15 protein-coding genes and 1 rRNA gene are annotated in these 16,358 nt (G+C 57.2%); 8 read left to right on the top strand and 8 right to left on the bottom strand.

Annotation, left to right across the window (positions count from 1 at the left end):
• Window positions 1–336 precede the first annotated feature (336 nt).
• The 4 genes from glnA (at window position 337) to ACJ8PE_RS22970 (ending at window position 4,647) form a co-directional block, all read left to right on the top strand.
• Complete coding sequence (glnA, locus tag ACJ8PE_RS22985; protein WP_025304715.1) at window positions 337–1,746, top strand: glutamate--ammonia ligase; 1,410 nt, start codon at window positions 337–339, stop codon at window positions 1,744–1,746.
• A 194-nt stretch (window positions 1,747–1,940) separates the two neighbouring features.
• Window positions 1,941–2,990: a nitrogen regulation protein NR(II) gene (glnL, locus tag ACJ8PE_RS22980; RefSeq protein ID WP_004931246.1), complete on the top strand. Its 1,050-nt coding sequence runs from the start codon at window positions 1,941–1,943 to the stop codon at window positions 2,988–2,990.
• Between the two features lie 8 nt (window positions 2,991–2,998).
• Window positions 2,999–4,411, top strand: a complete 1,413-nt coding sequence (gene glnG / locus ACJ8PE_RS22975) for a nitrogen regulation protein NR(I) (RefSeq protein WP_033652266.1) — start codon at window positions 2,999–3,001, stop codon at window positions 4,409–4,411.
• Between the two features lie 113 nt (window positions 4,412–4,524).
• A complete protein-coding gene (locus tag ACJ8PE_RS22970) occupies window positions 4,525–4,647 on the top strand; it encodes a YshB family small membrane protein (protein ID WP_015379453.1) in 123 nt (40 codons plus the stop codon).
• 34 nt (window positions 4,648–4,681) lie between these two features.
• On the opposite strand, the gene hemN is transcribed toward ACJ8PE_RS22970, so the two are convergent.
• Together hemN and yihI are read right to left on the bottom strand one after the other, a co-directional pair.
• Entirely contained in the window at window positions 4,682–6,055 is a 1,374-nt protein-coding gene (gene hemN, locus ACJ8PE_RS22965; RefSeq protein ID WP_033645172.1) for an oxygen-independent coproporphyrinogen III oxidase, read from the bottom strand.
• A gap of 182 nt (window positions 6,056–6,237) precedes the next feature.
• Window positions 6,238–6,780 carry a Der GTPase-activating protein YihI gene (gene yihI, locus ACJ8PE_RS22960; RefSeq protein ID WP_197762155.1) on the bottom strand — a complete coding sequence of 181 codons (543 nt, stop codon included), beginning with the start codon at window positions 6,778–6,780 and terminating at the stop codon, window positions 6,238–6,240.
• Between the two features lie 734 nt (window positions 6,781–7,514).
• On the opposite strand from yihI, the gene yihA reads away from it, so the two are divergent.
• Complete coding sequence (gene yihA, locus ACJ8PE_RS22955) at window positions 7,515–8,159, top strand: ribosome biogenesis GTP-binding protein YihA/YsxC (RefSeq protein ID WP_004931258.1); 645 nt, start codon at window positions 7,515–7,517, stop codon at window positions 8,157–8,159.
• A gap of 278 nt (window positions 8,160–8,437) precedes the next feature.
• Here the strand turns inward: yihA and ACJ8PE_RS22950 are convergent, their stop codons facing one another.
• Window positions 8,438–8,485 (bottom strand): spot 42 RNA, inhibition of DNA synthesis, encoded by a 48-nt coding sequence (locus ACJ8PE_RS22950; protein WP_071892919.1) that lies wholly within the window; start codon window positions 8,483–8,485, stop codon window positions 8,438–8,440.
• A gap of 191 nt (window positions 8,486–8,676) precedes the next feature.
• Window positions 8,677–11,475, bottom strand: coding sequence for a DNA polymerase I (polA, locus tag ACJ8PE_RS22945; protein WP_442536890.1), 2,799 nt, complete (start codon window positions 11,473–11,475; stop codon window positions 8,677–8,679).
• Between the two features lie 497 nt (window positions 11,476–11,972).
• Between polA and ACJ8PE_RS22940 the strand changes: the two genes are divergently transcribed.
• Entirely contained in the window at window positions 11,973–12,869 is an 897-nt protein-coding gene (locus ACJ8PE_RS22940; RefSeq protein WP_033645170.1) for an acyltransferase, read from the top strand.
• A gap of 42 nt (window positions 12,870–12,911) precedes the next feature.
• On the opposite strand, the gene dsbA is transcribed toward ACJ8PE_RS22940, so the two are convergent.
• The 3 genes from dsbA to ACJ8PE_RS22925 form a co-directional block, all read right to left on the bottom strand.
• Complete coding sequence (gene dsbA, locus ACJ8PE_RS22935) at window positions 12,912–13,535, bottom strand: thiol:disulfide interchange protein DsbA (protein ID WP_025304721.1); 624 nt, start codon at window positions 13,533–13,535, stop codon at window positions 12,912–12,914.
• A gap of 29 nt (window positions 13,536–13,564) precedes the next feature.
• The gene (locus ACJ8PE_RS22930; protein WP_404769148.1) at window positions 13,565–14,551 is read right to left on the bottom strand and encodes a serine/threonine protein kinase; all 987 of its coding nucleotides are present in this window, start codon (window positions 14,549–14,551) and stop codon (window positions 13,565–13,567) included.
• A 98-nt stretch (window positions 14,552–14,649) separates the two neighbouring features.
• Window positions 14,650–14,919: a YihD family protein gene (locus ACJ8PE_RS22925; RefSeq protein WP_197793812.1), complete on the bottom strand. Its 270-nt coding sequence runs from the start codon at window positions 14,917–14,919 to the stop codon at window positions 14,650–14,652.
• A gap of 148 nt (window positions 14,920–15,067) precedes the next feature.
• Between ACJ8PE_RS22925 and mobA the strand changes: the two genes are divergently transcribed.
• A complete protein-coding gene (gene mobA / locus ACJ8PE_RS22920; protein WP_122004616.1) occupies window positions 15,068–15,658 on the top strand; it encodes a molybdenum cofactor guanylyltransferase MobA in 591 nt (196 codons plus the stop codon).
• Entirely contained in the window at window positions 15,655–16,173 is a 519-nt protein-coding gene (gene mobB / locus ACJ8PE_RS22915) for a molybdopterin-guanine dinucleotide biosynthesis protein MobB (protein ID WP_197793811.1), read from the top strand. Before mobA ends, mobB begins: the two co-directional genes overlap by 4 nt.
• Window positions 16,174–16,245: 72 nt before the next feature.
• On the opposite strand, the gene rrf is transcribed toward mobB, so the two are convergent.
• Window positions 16,246–16,358 (bottom strand): 5S ribosomal RNA (gene rrf / locus ACJ8PE_RS22910); the annotation flags it as partial.

Below are 16,358 nucleotides of genomic sequence, written 5' to 3'. Positions count from 1 at the left end.
TGTACACGTATTAAGCGAGGGACTAAACAAGATCACAACCATCTCCTATAAACAACCGCGTACCGGTCAGTTTGTGATCCCTTTCACGGTGCAAAAAGCCGCAATCGTTGCACTTTTGCACCATTTCAGTGCCCACCCCCACCCTCATTGCACCATAACAGTGCAAATTATCACTGATGGTGCATACTGTGTCTGGGTAAAACCCGCACAGAAAGGCGATGAAAGCCTTTTTAAAAAGTTGGCACGCTTTTCGCTTTAGTCTTTTCAAGGCGAAAAAAAGCCAGTTCCACAGATTCGTTCCACGACGACGACAATGATAAACCGGGAGAGTTAAGTATGTCCGCTGAACACGTTTTGACGATGCTGAATGAGCATGAAGTGAAATTCGTAGACCTGCGTTTCACTGACACCAAGGGTAAGGAACAGCACGTGACTATCCCGGCTCATCAGGTAAACGCCGACTTCTTCGAAGAAGGCAAAATGTTTGACGGCTCCTCTATCGGTGGTTGGAAGGGCATCAACGAATCTGACATGGTACTGATGCCGGATGCCAGCACGGCGGTTCTGGATCCGTTCTTCGAAGAACCTACGCTGATCATTCGCTGCGACATTCTCGAGCCGGGCACAATGCAAGGCTACGATCGCGACCCGCGCTCCATCTCCAAACGCGCCGAAGACTTCCTGCGCTCCTCCGGCATCGCGGACACCGTCCTGTTCGGGCCAGAGCCTGAGTTCTTCCTGTTCGACGACATCCGCTTCGGCAGCAGCATCCGTGGTTCCCACGTGGCCATCGACGACATCGAAGGCGCCTGGAACTCCGGCACAAAATACGACGGCGGCAACAAAGGCCACCGTCCGGCAGTGAAAGGCGGTTACTTCCCGGTTCCACCGGTCGACTCTTCGCAGGATCTGCGTTCCACCATGTGTCTGACCATGGAAGAGATGGGCCTGGTAGTTGAAGCGCACCACCACGAAGTGGCAACCGCCGGTCAGAACGAAGTGGCAACCCGCTTCAACACCATGACCAAGAAAGCCGACGAAATTCAGATCTACAAATACGTGGTGCACAACGTGGCGCACGCCTTCGGCAAAACCGCGACCTTCATGCCGAAGCCTATGTTCGGCGACAACGGTTCCGGCATGCACTGCCACATGTCGCTGTCCAAGAACGGCACCAACCTGTTCGCCGGCGACAAATACGGCGGCCTGTCTGAAACCGCGCTGTTCTACATCGGCGGCATCATCAAGCACGCCAAGGCGATCAACGCGTTGGCAAACCCGACCACCAACTCGTACAAACGTCTGGTGCCGGGCTACGAAGCGCCGGTGATGCTGGCCTACTCCGCCCGTAACCGCTCTGCGTCCATCCGTATCCCGGTGGTCGCCAGCCCGAAAGCGCGCCGCATCGAAGCCCGCTTCCCGGATCCGGCGGCTAACCCATACCTGTGCTTCGCCGCACTGCTGATGGCCGGCCTGGACGGCATCATCAACAAGATCCACCCTGGCGACGCCATGGACAAAAACCTGTACGACCTGCCGCCGGAAGAAGAAGCCGAGATCCCAAAAGTGGCCGGCTCGCTGGACGAAGCGATGGCCGCGCTGAACGAAGACCGCGAGTTCCTGACCCGCGGCGGCGTATTCACCGACGATGCGATCGATGCCTACATCGAACTGCGCAAAGAAGAAATGGACCGCGTTCGCATGACGCCACACCCGGTCGAGTTCGAACTGTACTACAGCGTCTAAGCCCTACCCGCGCCGTCTGCAAAGGCGGACGGCGCCCACAATTTTTGTTATCGCTTTTTTGTTGCCGTGGAAACTTTCAGCCCATCTTCGGATGGGTTTTTTTCTCCACCGTATTTTCTGCAAAACTATTCCATACCGCGCCGATCCCGGATGGAGTAGGATAGATGCACTAAAAAGGTGCAGGAGTCTGCTGTATGGCAACTGGCAAGCTGCCCGATGCTGGGCAGATCCTCAATTCACTCATCAACAGCATCCTGCTGTTGGATGACTCACTGGCGGTTCACTACGCCAACCCTGCGGCACAGCAGCTGCTGGCGCAAAGCTCCCGCAAGCTGTTCGGCACGCCGCTGCCCGATCTGCTCGGCTATTTTTCGCTGAACGTCTCTCTGATGCGTGAAAGCCTGCGCGCCGGTCAGGGCTTCACCGACAACGAAGTGACCCTGGTGGTCGATGGCCGCGCGCATATTCTTTCCCTGACCGCTCAGGCGCTGCCGGAAGGCTATATCCTGGTCGAGCTGGCGCCGATGGACAATCAGCGCCGCCTGAGCCAGGAACAGCTGCAGCATGCCCAACAGGTGGCCGCCCGCGATCTGGTACGCGGTTTGGCGCACGAGATTAAAAACCCGCTGGGCGGCCTGCGCGGCGCAGCGCAGCTGCTGGCCAAAGCGCTGCCCGATCCGGCGCTGACCGAATACACCAAGGTGATCATTGAACAGGCCGATCGGCTGCGCAATCTGGTGGATCGTCTGCTCGGGCCGCAGCGCCCCGGTCAGCACATCACCCAGAGCATCCATCAGGTCGCGGAGCGCGTCTGCCAGCTGGTGTCGCTGGAAATGCCGGATAACGTCACGCTGGTGCGCGACTACGATCCCAGCCTGCCGGAAATGGCCCACGACCCGGATCAGATAGAACAGGTGCTGCTGAACATCACCCGCAATGCGCTGCAGGCCTTGGGCGAGGCGGGCGGCACCATTACGCTGCGCACCCGCACCGCGTTTCAGATAACGTTGCACGGCACCCGCTATCGCCTGGCGGCGCGTATCGATGTCGAAGACGACGGCCCCGGCGTGCCGGCGCAGCTGCAGGACACGCTGTTCTACCCGATGGTCAGCGGCCGTGAAGGCGGTACCGGCCTGGGATTATCCATCGCCCGCAATCTGATCGATCAGCATTGCGGAAAAATTGAGTTCAACAGTTGGCCAGGTCATACCGAATTCTCGGTCTACCTGCCCATTCGTCAGTGAGGTTTGCAATGCAACGAGGGATAGTCTGGATCGTCGATGACGATAGCTCCATCCGCTGGGTGCTTGAGCGCGCGCTCACCGGCGCGGGCATGAGCTGCGCCACCTTCGAAGGCGGCAATGACGTGCTGGAAGCCTTGGCCACGCAAACTCCCGACGTGTTGCTGTCCGATATCCGTATGCCGGGTATCGATGGTCTGGCGCTGCTCAAGCAGATCAAACAGCGCCATCCGATGCTGCCGGTGATCATCATGACCGCGCATTCGGATTTGGACGCGGCCGTCAGCGCCTATCAGCAAGGGGCCTTCGACTACCTGCCGAAACCGTTCGACATCGACGAAGCGGTGGCGCTGGTCGAACGCGCCATCAGCCATTATCAAGAGCAGCAGCAGCCGGTGCGCAGCCAGCCGGCCAGCGATCCGGCGGCGGACATCATCGGCGAAGCGCCGGCGATGCAGGACGTGTTTCGCATCATCGGCCGGCTGTCGCGTTCGTCGATCAGCGTGCTGATCAACGGCGAATCCGGCACCGGCAAAGAGCTGGTGGCGCATGCGCTGCACCGCCACAGCCCGCGCGCCAAGTCGCCGTTCATCGCCCTGAACATGGCCGCTATTCCCAAGGATCTGATCGAGTCCGAGCTGTTCGGCCACGAGAAAGGCGCCTTCACCGGCGCGAACCAAATCCGTCAGGGGCGCTTTGAACAGGCCGACGGCGGCACGCTGTTCCTCGACGAGATCGGCGATATGCCGCTCGACGTACAAACGCGCCTGCTGCGGGTGCTGGCGGACGGCCAGTTCTACCGGGTCGGCGGCTATGCGCCGGTGAAGGTCGACGTGCGCATCATCGCCGCCACGCACCAGAACCTGGAATTACGGGTACAGGAAGGCAAGTTCCGCGAGGATCTGTTCCACCGCCTGAACGTGATCCGCGTACACCTGCCGCCGCTGCGCGAGCGTCGGGAAGACATCCCGCGGCTGGCGCGCCACTTCCTGCAGATCGCCGCCAAGGAGCTGGGCGTAGAGGCCAAGAACCTGCATCCGGAAACCGAAACCGCGCTGACCCGCCTGCCCTGGCCGGGCAACGTGCGCCAGCTGGAGAATACCTGCCGCTGGCTGACGGTGATGGCCGCCGGACAAGAGGTGCTGATTCAGGATCTGCCGAGCGAACTGTTCGAAACCGCCGCGCCGGAGAGCCCCAGCCACAGCCTGCCGGACAGCTGGGCCACGCTGCTGGCGCAGTGGGCCGATCGCGCGCTGCGTTCCGGTCATCAAAATCTGCTGTCGGAAGCCCAGCCGGAGATGGAGCGCACACTGCTCACCACCGCCTTGCGTCACACCCAGGGGCACAAACAGGAAGCCGCACGCCTGCTGGGCTGGGGCCGCAATACCCTGACCCGCAAGCTCAAAGAACTGGGCATGGAATAGGCGCTGAGGTTGATGATAAAAAACGCAGCCCAGCGCACAAAAAAACGCCAACCGCAGACTTTACAGCCGGTGCGGGCGCAGTATGATCGTGTCGCACACTCTGGAGGTTGACGATGCTGGACTCATTCATCGTGTTCATTTCTCAGGGCGCGGAGCTGGGCTCCGCCGCCAGCCACACCCCGCAGGCGGCGGTCGCCGCGGTGTTGTGTGCCGCGCTGATTAACTTCTTCAGTTAAAAAAACAGCCGCATCAGCGGCTGTTTTTTCATCCTCAGATCACCCGAGAGAACTGCTGGCTGCGCGCCTGTTGCCGCAGATAGCGGTCGAAGCACATGCAGATATTGCGGATCAGCAAGCGCCCGCGCGGCGTGACGCGAATGCCTTGCTCGTCGCGCTCCACCAGCCCATCACGTTCAAACGGCGCCAGCAGCTGCAGGTCTTCGGCGAAGTAAGCGGTGAAATCGATGCCGTATTGCCGTTCAAGTGGCTGATACGCCAACCGGAAGTTGCAGATCAACGTTTTGATCAGATCGCGCCGCAGGCAATCGTCGTCCGTCAGCGCCAACCCGCGCCACAGGGCGTTGCCCTGCGCCGGTACGCTCTCATAGTAACGCTTCAGCTCTTTCTGGTTCTGCGCATAGCTGTCGCCGAGCATGCTGATGGCCGACACCCCCAACCCCAGCAGATCGCTGTCGCCCTGGGTGGTGTAGCCCTGGAAATTGCGGTGCAGTTTGCCTTCGCGTTGCGCAATCGCCAGCTCATCGTCCGGGCGTGCAAAGTGATCCATGCCGATAAACTGATAGCCGGCGTCAGTCAGGAACGCGATGCTCTGCTGCAGGATATCCAGCTTCTGCTGCGCGCTGGGCAGATCGGCGTCTTTGATTTTGCGCTGGGCGGCGAATAAATTCGGCATATGCGCGTAGTTGAACACGCTGAGGCGATCGGGATTCAGTTCAGCCACCCGCTGCAGCGTGAAGGCGAAGCTTTCCGGCGTCTGTTTCGGCAGGCCGTAGATCAGATCGATATTGGTCGAGCGAAAGCCCAACACTTTGGCCCGCTCGATCAGGGCGAAGATAAAGGCTTCATCCTGCTCGCGGTTGACCAACGCCTGCACCTGCTTGTTGAAATCCTGCACCCCCATGCTCAGGCGGTTAAAGCCTTCGGCGCGTAAATGATCGAGCACATCCAGCGCTATCTCGCGCGGATCGACTTCGATCGACATCTCCGCATCGGGCAGAAAATCAAAATGTTCGCGCAGCAGCGCCACCAGCCGGCTGATTTGCGCTTTGTCCAGATAGGTTGGCGTACCGCCGCCCCAATGCATCTGACCGACCTTGCGGCCGGCGAACAGTGGCGCACGGCTGGCGATCTCTTGCGCCAGGACATTCAGGTATTCATCGGCCTTGTGCGTCTGACGCGTCACCAGTTTGTTGCAGCCGCAGAAGTAGCACAGCTTATGGCAGAAAGGGATATGCACGTACAGCGACAGCGGGCGCTCAGGGTAGCGCGCCGCGGCGCGTTGAAACGCCGCTTCGTCGTAGCGCTGGTTAAACTCCAGCGCCGTGGGGTATGAGGTATAACGCGGCCCTGAGTAGTTATATTTTTGGATCAGGGCCAAATCCCAGACAATCGTCTGCTCTGACATGCTCACTCCTTCCGATATCTTTTTCTACCGGGCCGGGAGAGAGGCGGTTGTCTGCGCTGTCTGGCCACGGAAGCGCTGCGAAAACGCGCTTTGCGCTTAGACAGCCGCCATAGTTTACCGAATAACCACAGCAGATAACACATCAAGAGTAGGGCTATTGTCGGGATCAGCCACATGGCGCGTTAAAAAGCGTCCTTCGGGTTGCCGCCTTTCAGCAGCTTCAGAATATCTTCCTGCTTCTCTTCTTCTTCCTCGTCGTCTTCATCGCCCAGCTCGATGCCCAGCACGTCCATCAGCACATCGATGCGATCCAGCGTCTTGTCGACATACGCCTGCTCTTGCGCGTTCAGCGTTTCGCCATCGTCGATGCGATCCAGCAGCGCGTTCAGACGTTCGTCATTTTCCAGCTTCGCCAGCTCTTCTTCCGGCGACAGGCGCGGTTTTGCTTCAGCCTTTGGCTTCGGCTGCGGTTTGGCCTTCACTTTGGTTTCGTCGACCACCAGCGCAACTGGCACTTTACTGCCGATACGCGGATCTTTGGCTTCCGTCGCCGATTTGTTTTTCTGGCTGCCGGACTCGACCTGAGTGCGTGAACCGGAAGCGTGACCGCGGCGTTTTTTCAGGCGTTTGCGCTCACGCGCTTCCTGATCGAGCTCCATACGGCTTTTCTTTTTCGTTTTTGACTTCGCCGCGCTGCCGCGAGGTGCTTTTGATGGCTGGTTCATAGCGTGTGCTCTTAGGTATGTAGATTCAGTATAGAATTGCGGCGGAATCTAGCAGAAAGCGGACAAAGAAAAAAGGCGGCAGGTTAAACCTGCCGCCTATTTCGCACCTTCTTGCGAAGGGTATTCCTGTTACGCGCTCCTTGCGTACATGCAACATCCCGGTTTTTCCTTCTGCTATAACCGCATTCCCTGCCACTACGTCCTTCATCCTGAAAGGAAAATCGTCCGTGGCGCAATCCATTCGCATCCGCTCTTCCCGAGCGCGCTTCCTGCGGGCATCCAAACTGCCGATACTTCACCATCCGATGTGCCTGCCGCCTATTCCGGTGCGAAAGGGTCACTTCCTTTTGCGTTCATCCTGGCACTCATTGCACGCCCTGTGCATTCCCTGAGATTTGTCATCCTTCCCGGATGTTCCCTAATCCTGCGCAACCCTGCGTTAACGAGTACTTTACGTTATTGTTGCGAAGGCTCAAGGCACCGGAGGCCGATTTGACTGACATTTCCACACAACGAAAAAACAACACATTGTTTTTAAAAAAGAAATAGAAATATCACTTTCGAATAAAGCGACATTACCCGCGATTTGAATGGCAAATGTCTCACAACGTACGAGCAGCTTAACCGTCGTTTTATCGCGCCCCGCCGCTTAAAAACGGAGAAACACGCCATTTTTACCGCTGATGCAGTTATAATCGCCAACCAGTTAGCCATCCTCACGGAGACGAAAAATTTTGACCAGCAAGAACTACAACTATCATGTGACCCATTTCGTCACCAGCGCACCCGATATTCGCCATCTTCCGGGGGATGCAGGAATTGAAGTCGCCTTTGCCGGCCGTTCCAACGCCGGTAAATCCAGCGCTCTGAATACGCTGACCAACCAAAAAAGCCTGGCGCGCACCAGTAAGACGCCGGGGCGCACCCAGCTGATTAACCTCTTCGAAGTGGAAGACGGCATTCGTCTGGTCGACCTGCCGGGTTATGGCTACGCCGAAGTGCCGGAAGAAATGAAGCGCAAATGGCAACGCGCGCTGGGCGAATACCTGCAGATGCGCAACAGCCTGAAAGGGCTGGTGGTGCTGATGGATATCCGCCATCCGCTGAAAGATCTCGACCAACAGATGATCCAGTGGGCGGTCGACGTCGGCACGCCGGTACTGGTGTTGCTGACCAAGGCCGACAAGCTGGCCTCCGGCGCACGCAAGGCGCAGCTCAACATGGTGCGTGAAGCGGTGCTGCCGTTTATGGGGGATATCCAGGTCGAAGCCTTCTCATCGCTGAAAAAGATCGGCGTCGACAAGCTGCGCCAGAAGCTGGACACCTGGTTTAACGAGATCCCGCCGGAAGTGCTGCCGGAAGAGGACATCGGCGAATAAGCCCAGATCGCACGTTTGAGCCGATGCCCCGCCGCATCGGCTTTTTTATGCCCGCAGATCGGACGCAGGCGGGATTTTTCGTTATCTAATTACATTTTTGAAATAAAGCCATCATAAAGACTTATCGCCAAAACGGGCTTGTTTCGCCGAATTACGCGGATTGAGGGAGCGGAAGTTGAAATGAAAGTCGGGGCTGAGCGATAGGAAAAACGTATGGTTTACTGCTGTTTTTACAATAAAAAACGCCCCAGTCAATACTGACTGGGGCGGCTAAATATTCAGCCAAATCCGATTACGTGAAGTAAAAGGTCTGAAAGATAGAACATCTTACCTCTGTACCCTACGCCTGTAACTCTACATCATTTTTTCGCAGGGCAAAAGAATTTTTTGTAGTTTACTTACACAATTTGAGACGCAAGAACGGCGAAGTTGGGGAAACTATCGCCGCATCTTGTAGCTTAATTACGAAAAGTGCTTAGCTTCTCGCCAGTTAGCGCATACGGCGATAACCCGGCGATCAGTGCGCCTCATCCCAGTTCATGCCGACGCCCACATCGACCTTCAGCGGCACCGCCAGCGTCATGCTGCCTTCCATCAGTTGGCGGATACGTTGGCTGGCTTCATCGATCACCGACTCGTGCACCTCGAACACCAATTCATCGTGCACCTGCATGATCGCGCGCACCAACGGCTTCTCCTGCCCCTGCAGCCAGGCGTCGACCTCGATCATCGCACGCTTGATGATATCGGCCGCCGTGCCCTGCATCGGGGCGTTGATGGCGGCGCGCTCGGCCGCCTTGCGGCGCATGGCATTGCTGGAGCGGACGTCCGGCAGATACAGACGGCGGCCGTCCAGCGTGCTGACATAGCCCTGCTCGGAAGCCTGCTGACGGGTGCGCTCCATGTAATCCAGCACGCCCGGGTAACGTTCGAAGTAGAGATCCATATAGCGCTGGGCTTCCCCACGCGGGATCCCCAGCTGACGCGCCAGGCCGAAGGCGCTCATGCCGTAAATCAAACCAAAGTTAATCGCCTTGGCGCTGCGGCGCTGCTCGCCGGTCACTTTATCCAACGGCACGCCGAAAACTTCCGACGCCGTGGCGCGGTGAATGTCTTTCCCTTCGGCGAAGGCCTTCAGCAGCCCTTCATCCTGAGACAGATGCGCCATGATGCGCAGCTCGATCTGCGAGTAGTCGGCCGCGACAATGCGGTAGCCTTCCGGCGCAATAAAGGCCTGGCGAATGCGCCGCCCTTCTTCATTGCGCACCGGGATGTTCTGCAGGTTCGGATCGCTCGAGGAGAGGCGGCCGGTGGCGGTCACCGCCTGATGATACGAGGTATGCACCCGCCCGCTGACCGGATTGATCATCAGCGGCAGCTTGTCGGTATAGGTGGTCTTCAGCTTCGCCAAACCGCGGTATTCCAGAATCACCTTCGGCAGCGGGTAGTCGAGCGCCAGCTCGGCCAGCACCTCTTCGTTGGTGGATGGCGCCCCGCCCGGGGTTTTCTTCAGCACCGGCAGCTTTTGTTTTTCGTACAAGATAGCCTGCAGCTGCTTGGTCGACGCCAGGTTGAACGGCTCTTCCGCCAGCTCGTGGGCCTGCGCCTCCAGCTCAGCCAGACGCTTGGCCAGCTCCTGGGAGTGGGCCGATAAAATGGCCGGATCGATCAGCACCCCGGTGCGTTCGATATGCGACAGCACCGGCAGCAGCGGCATTTCAATCTCGTTGAACACCGTCAGCAGTTCCGCGCTCTGTTTCAGCTGCGGCCACATCGCCAGATGCAGCTGCAGCGTGACATCGGCGTCTTCGGCAGCGTATGGCGCCGCCTGCTCAAGCGCGATCTGATTGAACGTCAGCTGGTTCTTGCCCTTGCCGGCGATCTCTTCGAAAGTGATGGTTTTGTGGCCAAGATAACGATCGGCCAAGCTGTCCATATCATGACGGCCGCCGACGCTGTCCAGCACATAGGACTCCAGCATGGTGTCGTAGGCGATGCCGCGCATCTCAATGCCGTAACGCGCCAGCAGGCTCATATCGAACTTCAGATTTTGCCCGACCTTGAGCGCTTTCTCGTCTTCCAGCAGCGGCTTGAGCGCCTCCAGCACGTAAGCGCGATCCAGCTGCGCCGGCGCATCCAGATAATCGTGCGCCACCGGCAAATAAGCCGCTTCGCCCGGCGCGATCGCAAAGGACAGACCGATCAGATTGGCGGTCAGGGTATCCAGGCCGTCGGTTTCGGTATCGAAGGCAAAGACGTCGGCCTTTTTCAACCGCGCCAGCCAGTCGGTAAAGGTCGCTTCGTCCAGGATGGTGACATAACCGTCCTGAGACAGCTTGGCCTCCGCCAGCGCTTTCGGCGCTTCCGCGGCTACGGCTGGTTTGGCGGCGCCGGCAGCTTTCGCGCCCGCGCCTTTCTTGTTTTCCAACCAGACGCCGGCTTCTACGTCCGCCAGCCAGCGTTTGAACTCGTACTGTTTGAACAGCTGTTGCAGCGTGTCGACATCCGGCGCGGAGACCGTCAGGTCCGCACAGGTCAGATCCAGCTCGACGTCGGTTTTGATCGTCGCCAGCTTATAGGAGAGGTACGCGACCTCTTTATTCTGTTCCAGCTTGGCCGCCATGGTTTTGGCGCCGCGGAAGCTCAGCGTGGCGATGTTCTCCAGATTGCCGTACAGCGCATCCAGCCCGCCGATACCCTGCAGCAACGCCTGGGCGGTTTTCTCGCCCACGCCCGGCACGCCGGGAATGTTGTCCGATGAATCGCCCATCAGCGCCAGGAAGTCGATGATCAGCTCCGGCGGAATGCCGTATTTGTCGCACACTTCCTGCGGGCCGAGGATCGCGTTGTTCATGGTGTTGATCAGGGTGACGTTCGGCGTCACCAGCTGCGCCATGTCTTTGTCGCCGGTGCTGATCAGCACCGCGTGGCCGGCCTTTTCGGCCTCCAGCGCCAGCGTACCGATGACGTCATCCGCCTCTACGCCGGGCGTCACCAACAGCGGCAGGCCCATCGCCTTGACCATATTGTGCAGCGGCTCGATCTGCGCGCGCAGATCGTCCGGCATCGGCGGCCGGTGCGACTTGTATTCAGCGAACAGATCATCGCGGAAGGTCTTCCCTTTGGCATCAAACACCACGGCAACGTGGCTCGGTTGATACTGCAACAGCAGACTGCGCAGCATATTCAGCACGCCGTACATCGCGCCGGTCGGCTCGCCCGCCGAATTGGTCAGCGGCGGGAAGGCGTGATAAGCGCGGTAGAGGTAAGAGGAACCGTCAACCAGGATTAGTGGGTTTTCTGCAATCTGGGCCATAGCGTTTCTTTATCGTGATCGGACATAGGGGTAAGCATGCCATAGCTAGCCGCCGGAGACGAACCTTAGCGTGCATTGCGGACGAAAATGATGTGATTGTGCGCGAGGATCCGCAAGATCTTACCTGTGGATAACTTTGTGCATAGAAAAGAGACCGAATTATAACGCTGCGATTATCGTTATAACGGCGAATAAAATTCCTATTTAAATCACCGCGTTAAAAGAACGAATTCCGGCGACGCTTAATTATTGGCTTTTATTGGATTTGTGGATATAACTTTCGCCGGATTTTAATCGCACTATTAATCAAATTCGGCGCCTCAATTACCATAGCACAAGCTGGACAAGTTGCACGAAAACTCAGCAAATGGTTATCCGATGAGACGAAAAACAGTGATTTTAAGCGGCGCTTTACCCCGGCGATTTCTGTTAAAATGCGTTTTTGTTCATGCGCTTTGGCATGCAACGATGTTCCCACCAACCGTCAGCCCATAATCATGCCAAGATTGTTAACGCCTGTTATCTTTATCATTTCCGTCATACTTACCATTCTGGTGACGGTGTTATGCTCCATCCCCATCACGCTGGCCGGCATCGTGAAACTCGTGGTGCCCATTCCCGCCGTTTGGCGATATATCTCGGCTTTCGCCGATTTCATGATGTGGTGTTGGTGCCAAGGGCTGGCGCTGTTATTGCGCATTAACGGGCAATTGCGTTGGGATATTGAAGGGCTGGAAGGGTTGGATCGCAAAAACTGGTATCTGCTGATCAGCAACCACGAAAGTTGGTCAGACATTGTCGTGTTATGCGTGCTGTTCAGAAATCATATTCCAATGAATAAGTATTTCCTCAAACAGCAGCTCGCCTGGGTGCCGTTTGTCGGCCTGGCCTGCTGGGCGCTGGACATGCCATTTATGAAGCGTTACTCCCGCGCCTATTTGCTCAAGCACCCGGAAAAACGCGGCAAGGATATCGAAACGACGCGCCGTTCCTGCGAAAAATTCCGCCAGCGCCCAACCACCATCGTCAATTTCGTCGAAGGTTCACGCTTCACCGAAGCCAAGAAAATTAAAAGCAATTCACCTTATCGCAATTTGCTGGCACCCAAAGCCGCCGGCATCGCGTTTACCCTTAGCGCGCTGGGCAATCAGTTCGACAAAGTGTTGAACGTCACCCTGCTTTATCCGGAAAATAACCAGCGGCCCTTTCTGGATATGCTGTGCGGCCGCCTGACGCGTATCGTGGTGAGAATAGAGACGCTACCGATCGATGAAACCCTGCACGGTGATTATTTCAACGATAAACAGTTCAAGCGGCGCTTCCAGCTGTGGCTGAATACGCTGTGGCAGGAAAAAGACCGGTTGCTGGATAAATTGAAGCGGCAATACGGATAAAAAAACGCCGGCGATGCCGGCGTTTTTCATGTTGAATCAGGCTTATTTCTGCTGGCTGAGGAATTTAACCACATCGGCGAACTGCTTCACGTAAGCGTCCATCGAGCTGGTGTCCAGGCCATCGTTTTTAACCATGTATTTGCCGTTGACGAATACCGCCGGCACGCCGCGCAGCTGCAGATCTTCTGCGGCTTTCTCCTGTTGAACCACCAGAGATTTCACCACGAAGCTGTTCCAGGCCGCGTCATAATCTGCGGCGGTTACGCCCGCTTTCACGAAGACGTTACGGATATCGTCCGGCGTTTGCACGGTCTGGGTTTTCTGCACCGCTTCGAACATCAGCGGGCTTACTTTGTCTTCCACGCCCAGCGCCATCGCGACCGCCCATGCCTGAGTCAGCTGTTTGCCCAACGGCCCCAGAAACTCCACGTGGTACTTGGTCATTTTGGTGCCGGCAGGCAACGCTTTTTTCACGTTCTCGGACACGTGATAGACCTGCTCAAACTGGTAGCAGTGTGGGCAGTAAAAGGAAAAGAACTCCAACACCTGCGGCTCACCGGTCACCGGCTTGTCCAGGGTCACGTACTGAGTGCCATCGCTAAACTGTGCCGCCGAGGCGCTGAATGCCATCACCATGCCAACGAGCGCCAACCATATTTTTTTCATAAGACTAAACTCTCCATTGTGTTAAAGCTTCAATACATTGGCGTCAGCTGCAGAGGAGGCTCCTGCAACAGCTTAACCTGTTCATTAAACGCCGCAGTCTGAGATAACCAGAAATCAGACTCCGCCATCCACGGAAAACTCTTAGGGAAGGCCGGATCCTGCCAACGGCGAGCGACCCAGGCCAGGTAATACACCATACGCATCGCCCGCAGTGGTTCAATTAACGCCAGCTCGCGCTGATCGAACTCGGCAAATTCGCTATACGCCTCCAGCAAGACATCCAGCTGCATCAGTTGATCGCGACGTTCGCCGTGCAGCAACATCCACAGATCCTGCACTGCCGGGCCGTTGCGCGCGTCATCAAGATCGACGAACAGCGGGCCATCGCGCCACAGAATATTGCCCGGATGGCAATCGCCGTGCAAACGCCGCGGCTGCCAGTTCAGATTCCAGTGTGGCTTGATCGCCGCAATCAGGTTATCCGTCGCCTGCAGAAAGGCATCACGCTGAGCCGCCGGCAACAGCTCGCAATCGGCCAGCGCCTGACGCGGGGCAACAAGATACTCTTCAATCCCCATGGTTGGACGCTCGGCAAACAAACGCTCGCCGCCGACCTGATGGATACGCCCCAGAAAACGGCCTACCCATTCCAACTGATCCAGATTGTCTATCTCGTATTGCCGGCCCCCCACGCTGGGGAACAGGGCAAAGAAAAAACCGCCGTGCGTATGCAGCGTAGCGCCTTGCAGCGCCAGCGGCGCCACCGCCGGGATCTCCGCGCCGGCCAGATCCAGAGCGAACTGATGTTCCTCACCGATTTGTGCGGCGCTCCAGCGCTCCGGGCGGTAAAACTTCACCACGTAGCGTCGACGATCTTCGTCCATAAACTGATAGACGCGGTTCTCATAGCTGTTCAGCGCCGTCAGGCCGGAATCGACGCGCAGGCCAATCCCTTCTAGCGCGTCCATGATCAAATCGGGCGACAGGGTGTCGAAATTAAAAGCTGAGTTATTCATAACGTTCGTTTGATCGCTGACAGCACGGTGCCGGGAATGAGAAATAGTAGCATTAATGGCGCATTTCACGCGCTATGCTTTCTCGCACCGCACGAGGATCAATCCTTGATAACGCCGCGAGCACGCAGCAACGCCGTTTTAAAATCTTCTTCGTAATCTTTCTTCAGGCCCGGGATCTGATCCGTGCCGGCGCTGCCGCGCATTTTCAGATGGTAAATAAGAATATCGTCGCTCAACTCGGACAACTCGCCCTGGAAACCCGCTTCCTTCGCCAGCTTTTGCAAAAACTGCATCAAATTGAGATCGGGCTCTTCCTGCCAGGCCGGGTGCAACAGCTCGATCAACTCGTTTACGCGATGCGTTTTCATCTCAATATCGTCCAATAGCATGAATAAACTCACAAAGTAACAGGCTTACCCACGCAGTGAAAGAACCGGCTTGTCAATAAAGGTAAATCCTGATGTCGCGCCGGCTTTAGCGCTACAATCAGCGCATCGACAAGGCGGGATAAACGAGATGCATAAAGAAATCAGCGGCGTCATTTTGGCCGGCGGACGGGCCACGCGCATGGGCGGTGAAGACAAAGGCCTGGTGTCGATTGGCGGGATCGCACTCTATCAACACGTATTGGCTCGGTTACGCCCGCAGGTGGCTTCCGTCGCCATCAGCGCCAATCGCAATCAGGCACGTTACCAGGCGAGCGGTTTGCCGGTGATTGGCGATCTGACGCCCGATTTCGCCGGGCCGCTGGCCGGCATGCTGGCCGGGCTCAAACAGGCTCCCAGCGAATGGGTGGTCTTCGTCCCTTGTGATGTCCCCGACTTTCCCGCCGACTTAGTCGCTCAGCTATGGCAGCAAAAAGGCGCGGCGCAGGCGGCCTTTGCCAGCGATGGTGAACGAGATCACCCTACGCTGGCGTTACTGCATAGCCAAATAGCGCCGCAGCTGGCCGACTATCTGGCGCGCGGTGAACGCAAGCTGATGCTGTTCTTGCATCAAATTGGCGCACAACGCGTAGTGTTCAGCGGGCAGCAAGCGGCATTTCATAACCTGAATACGCCGGCTGACAGCCTGAATTGGCAACAAACGCGAGAGCTCAAAAAATGAATCGTTCATTGCCTCCCTTGCTGGCCATCGGCGCCTACAGCGGAACGGGGAAAACGACCCTGCTCAAGCAGCTGATCCCGTTGCTGAAACAACGCCATGTAAGGATTGGACTGATCAAACATACGCATCACGACATGGATGTGGATACGCCTGGTAAAGACAGCTATGAGCTGCGTAAAGCAGGCGCCGAGCAAACGCTGGTCGCCAGCGATCGTCGCTGGGCATTAATGACCGAAACGCCGGAGCAACAACCTTTGGATCTGCGCTATCTGGCTGGGCGCTTTGACGCCGATAAGGTCGACTTGATTCTGGTGGAAGGGTTCAAACATGAGCCGGTCAGCAAGATCCTGCTTTATCGGGCCGAGATCGGCAGGCCGTTGGAAGACATGCTGGATCAGTTTGTCGTCGCGGTAGCCAGCGATCGACCGCTATCCATTTCGGCTAAGCAGTTGGATCTCAATCAACCGGAAAGCATCGCCGACTTTATTGTCGAGTGGTTGAAAGGCGCAGCGTAGCTGCGCTTTTTTACGTTTCACGCACAGCAAAAAGCCCTGAACGTCAGTTCAGGGCTTTCGGCTTTGTTTGATGCCTGGCAGTGTCCTACTCTCGCATGGGGAGACCCCACACTACCATCGGCGCTACGGCGTTTCACTTCTGAGTTCGGCATGGGGTCAGGTGGGACCACCGCGCTATTGCCGCC

Origin of the sequence: Serratia sp. CY74737, assembly GCF_052166775.1 — a bacterium.
In the GTDB taxonomy this organism is placed as follows: Bacteria; Pseudomonadota; Gammaproteobacteria; order Enterobacterales; family Enterobacteriaceae; genus Serratia; species Serratia ureilytica.
This window is presented reverse-complemented; position numbering and strand designations above follow the sequence as displayed.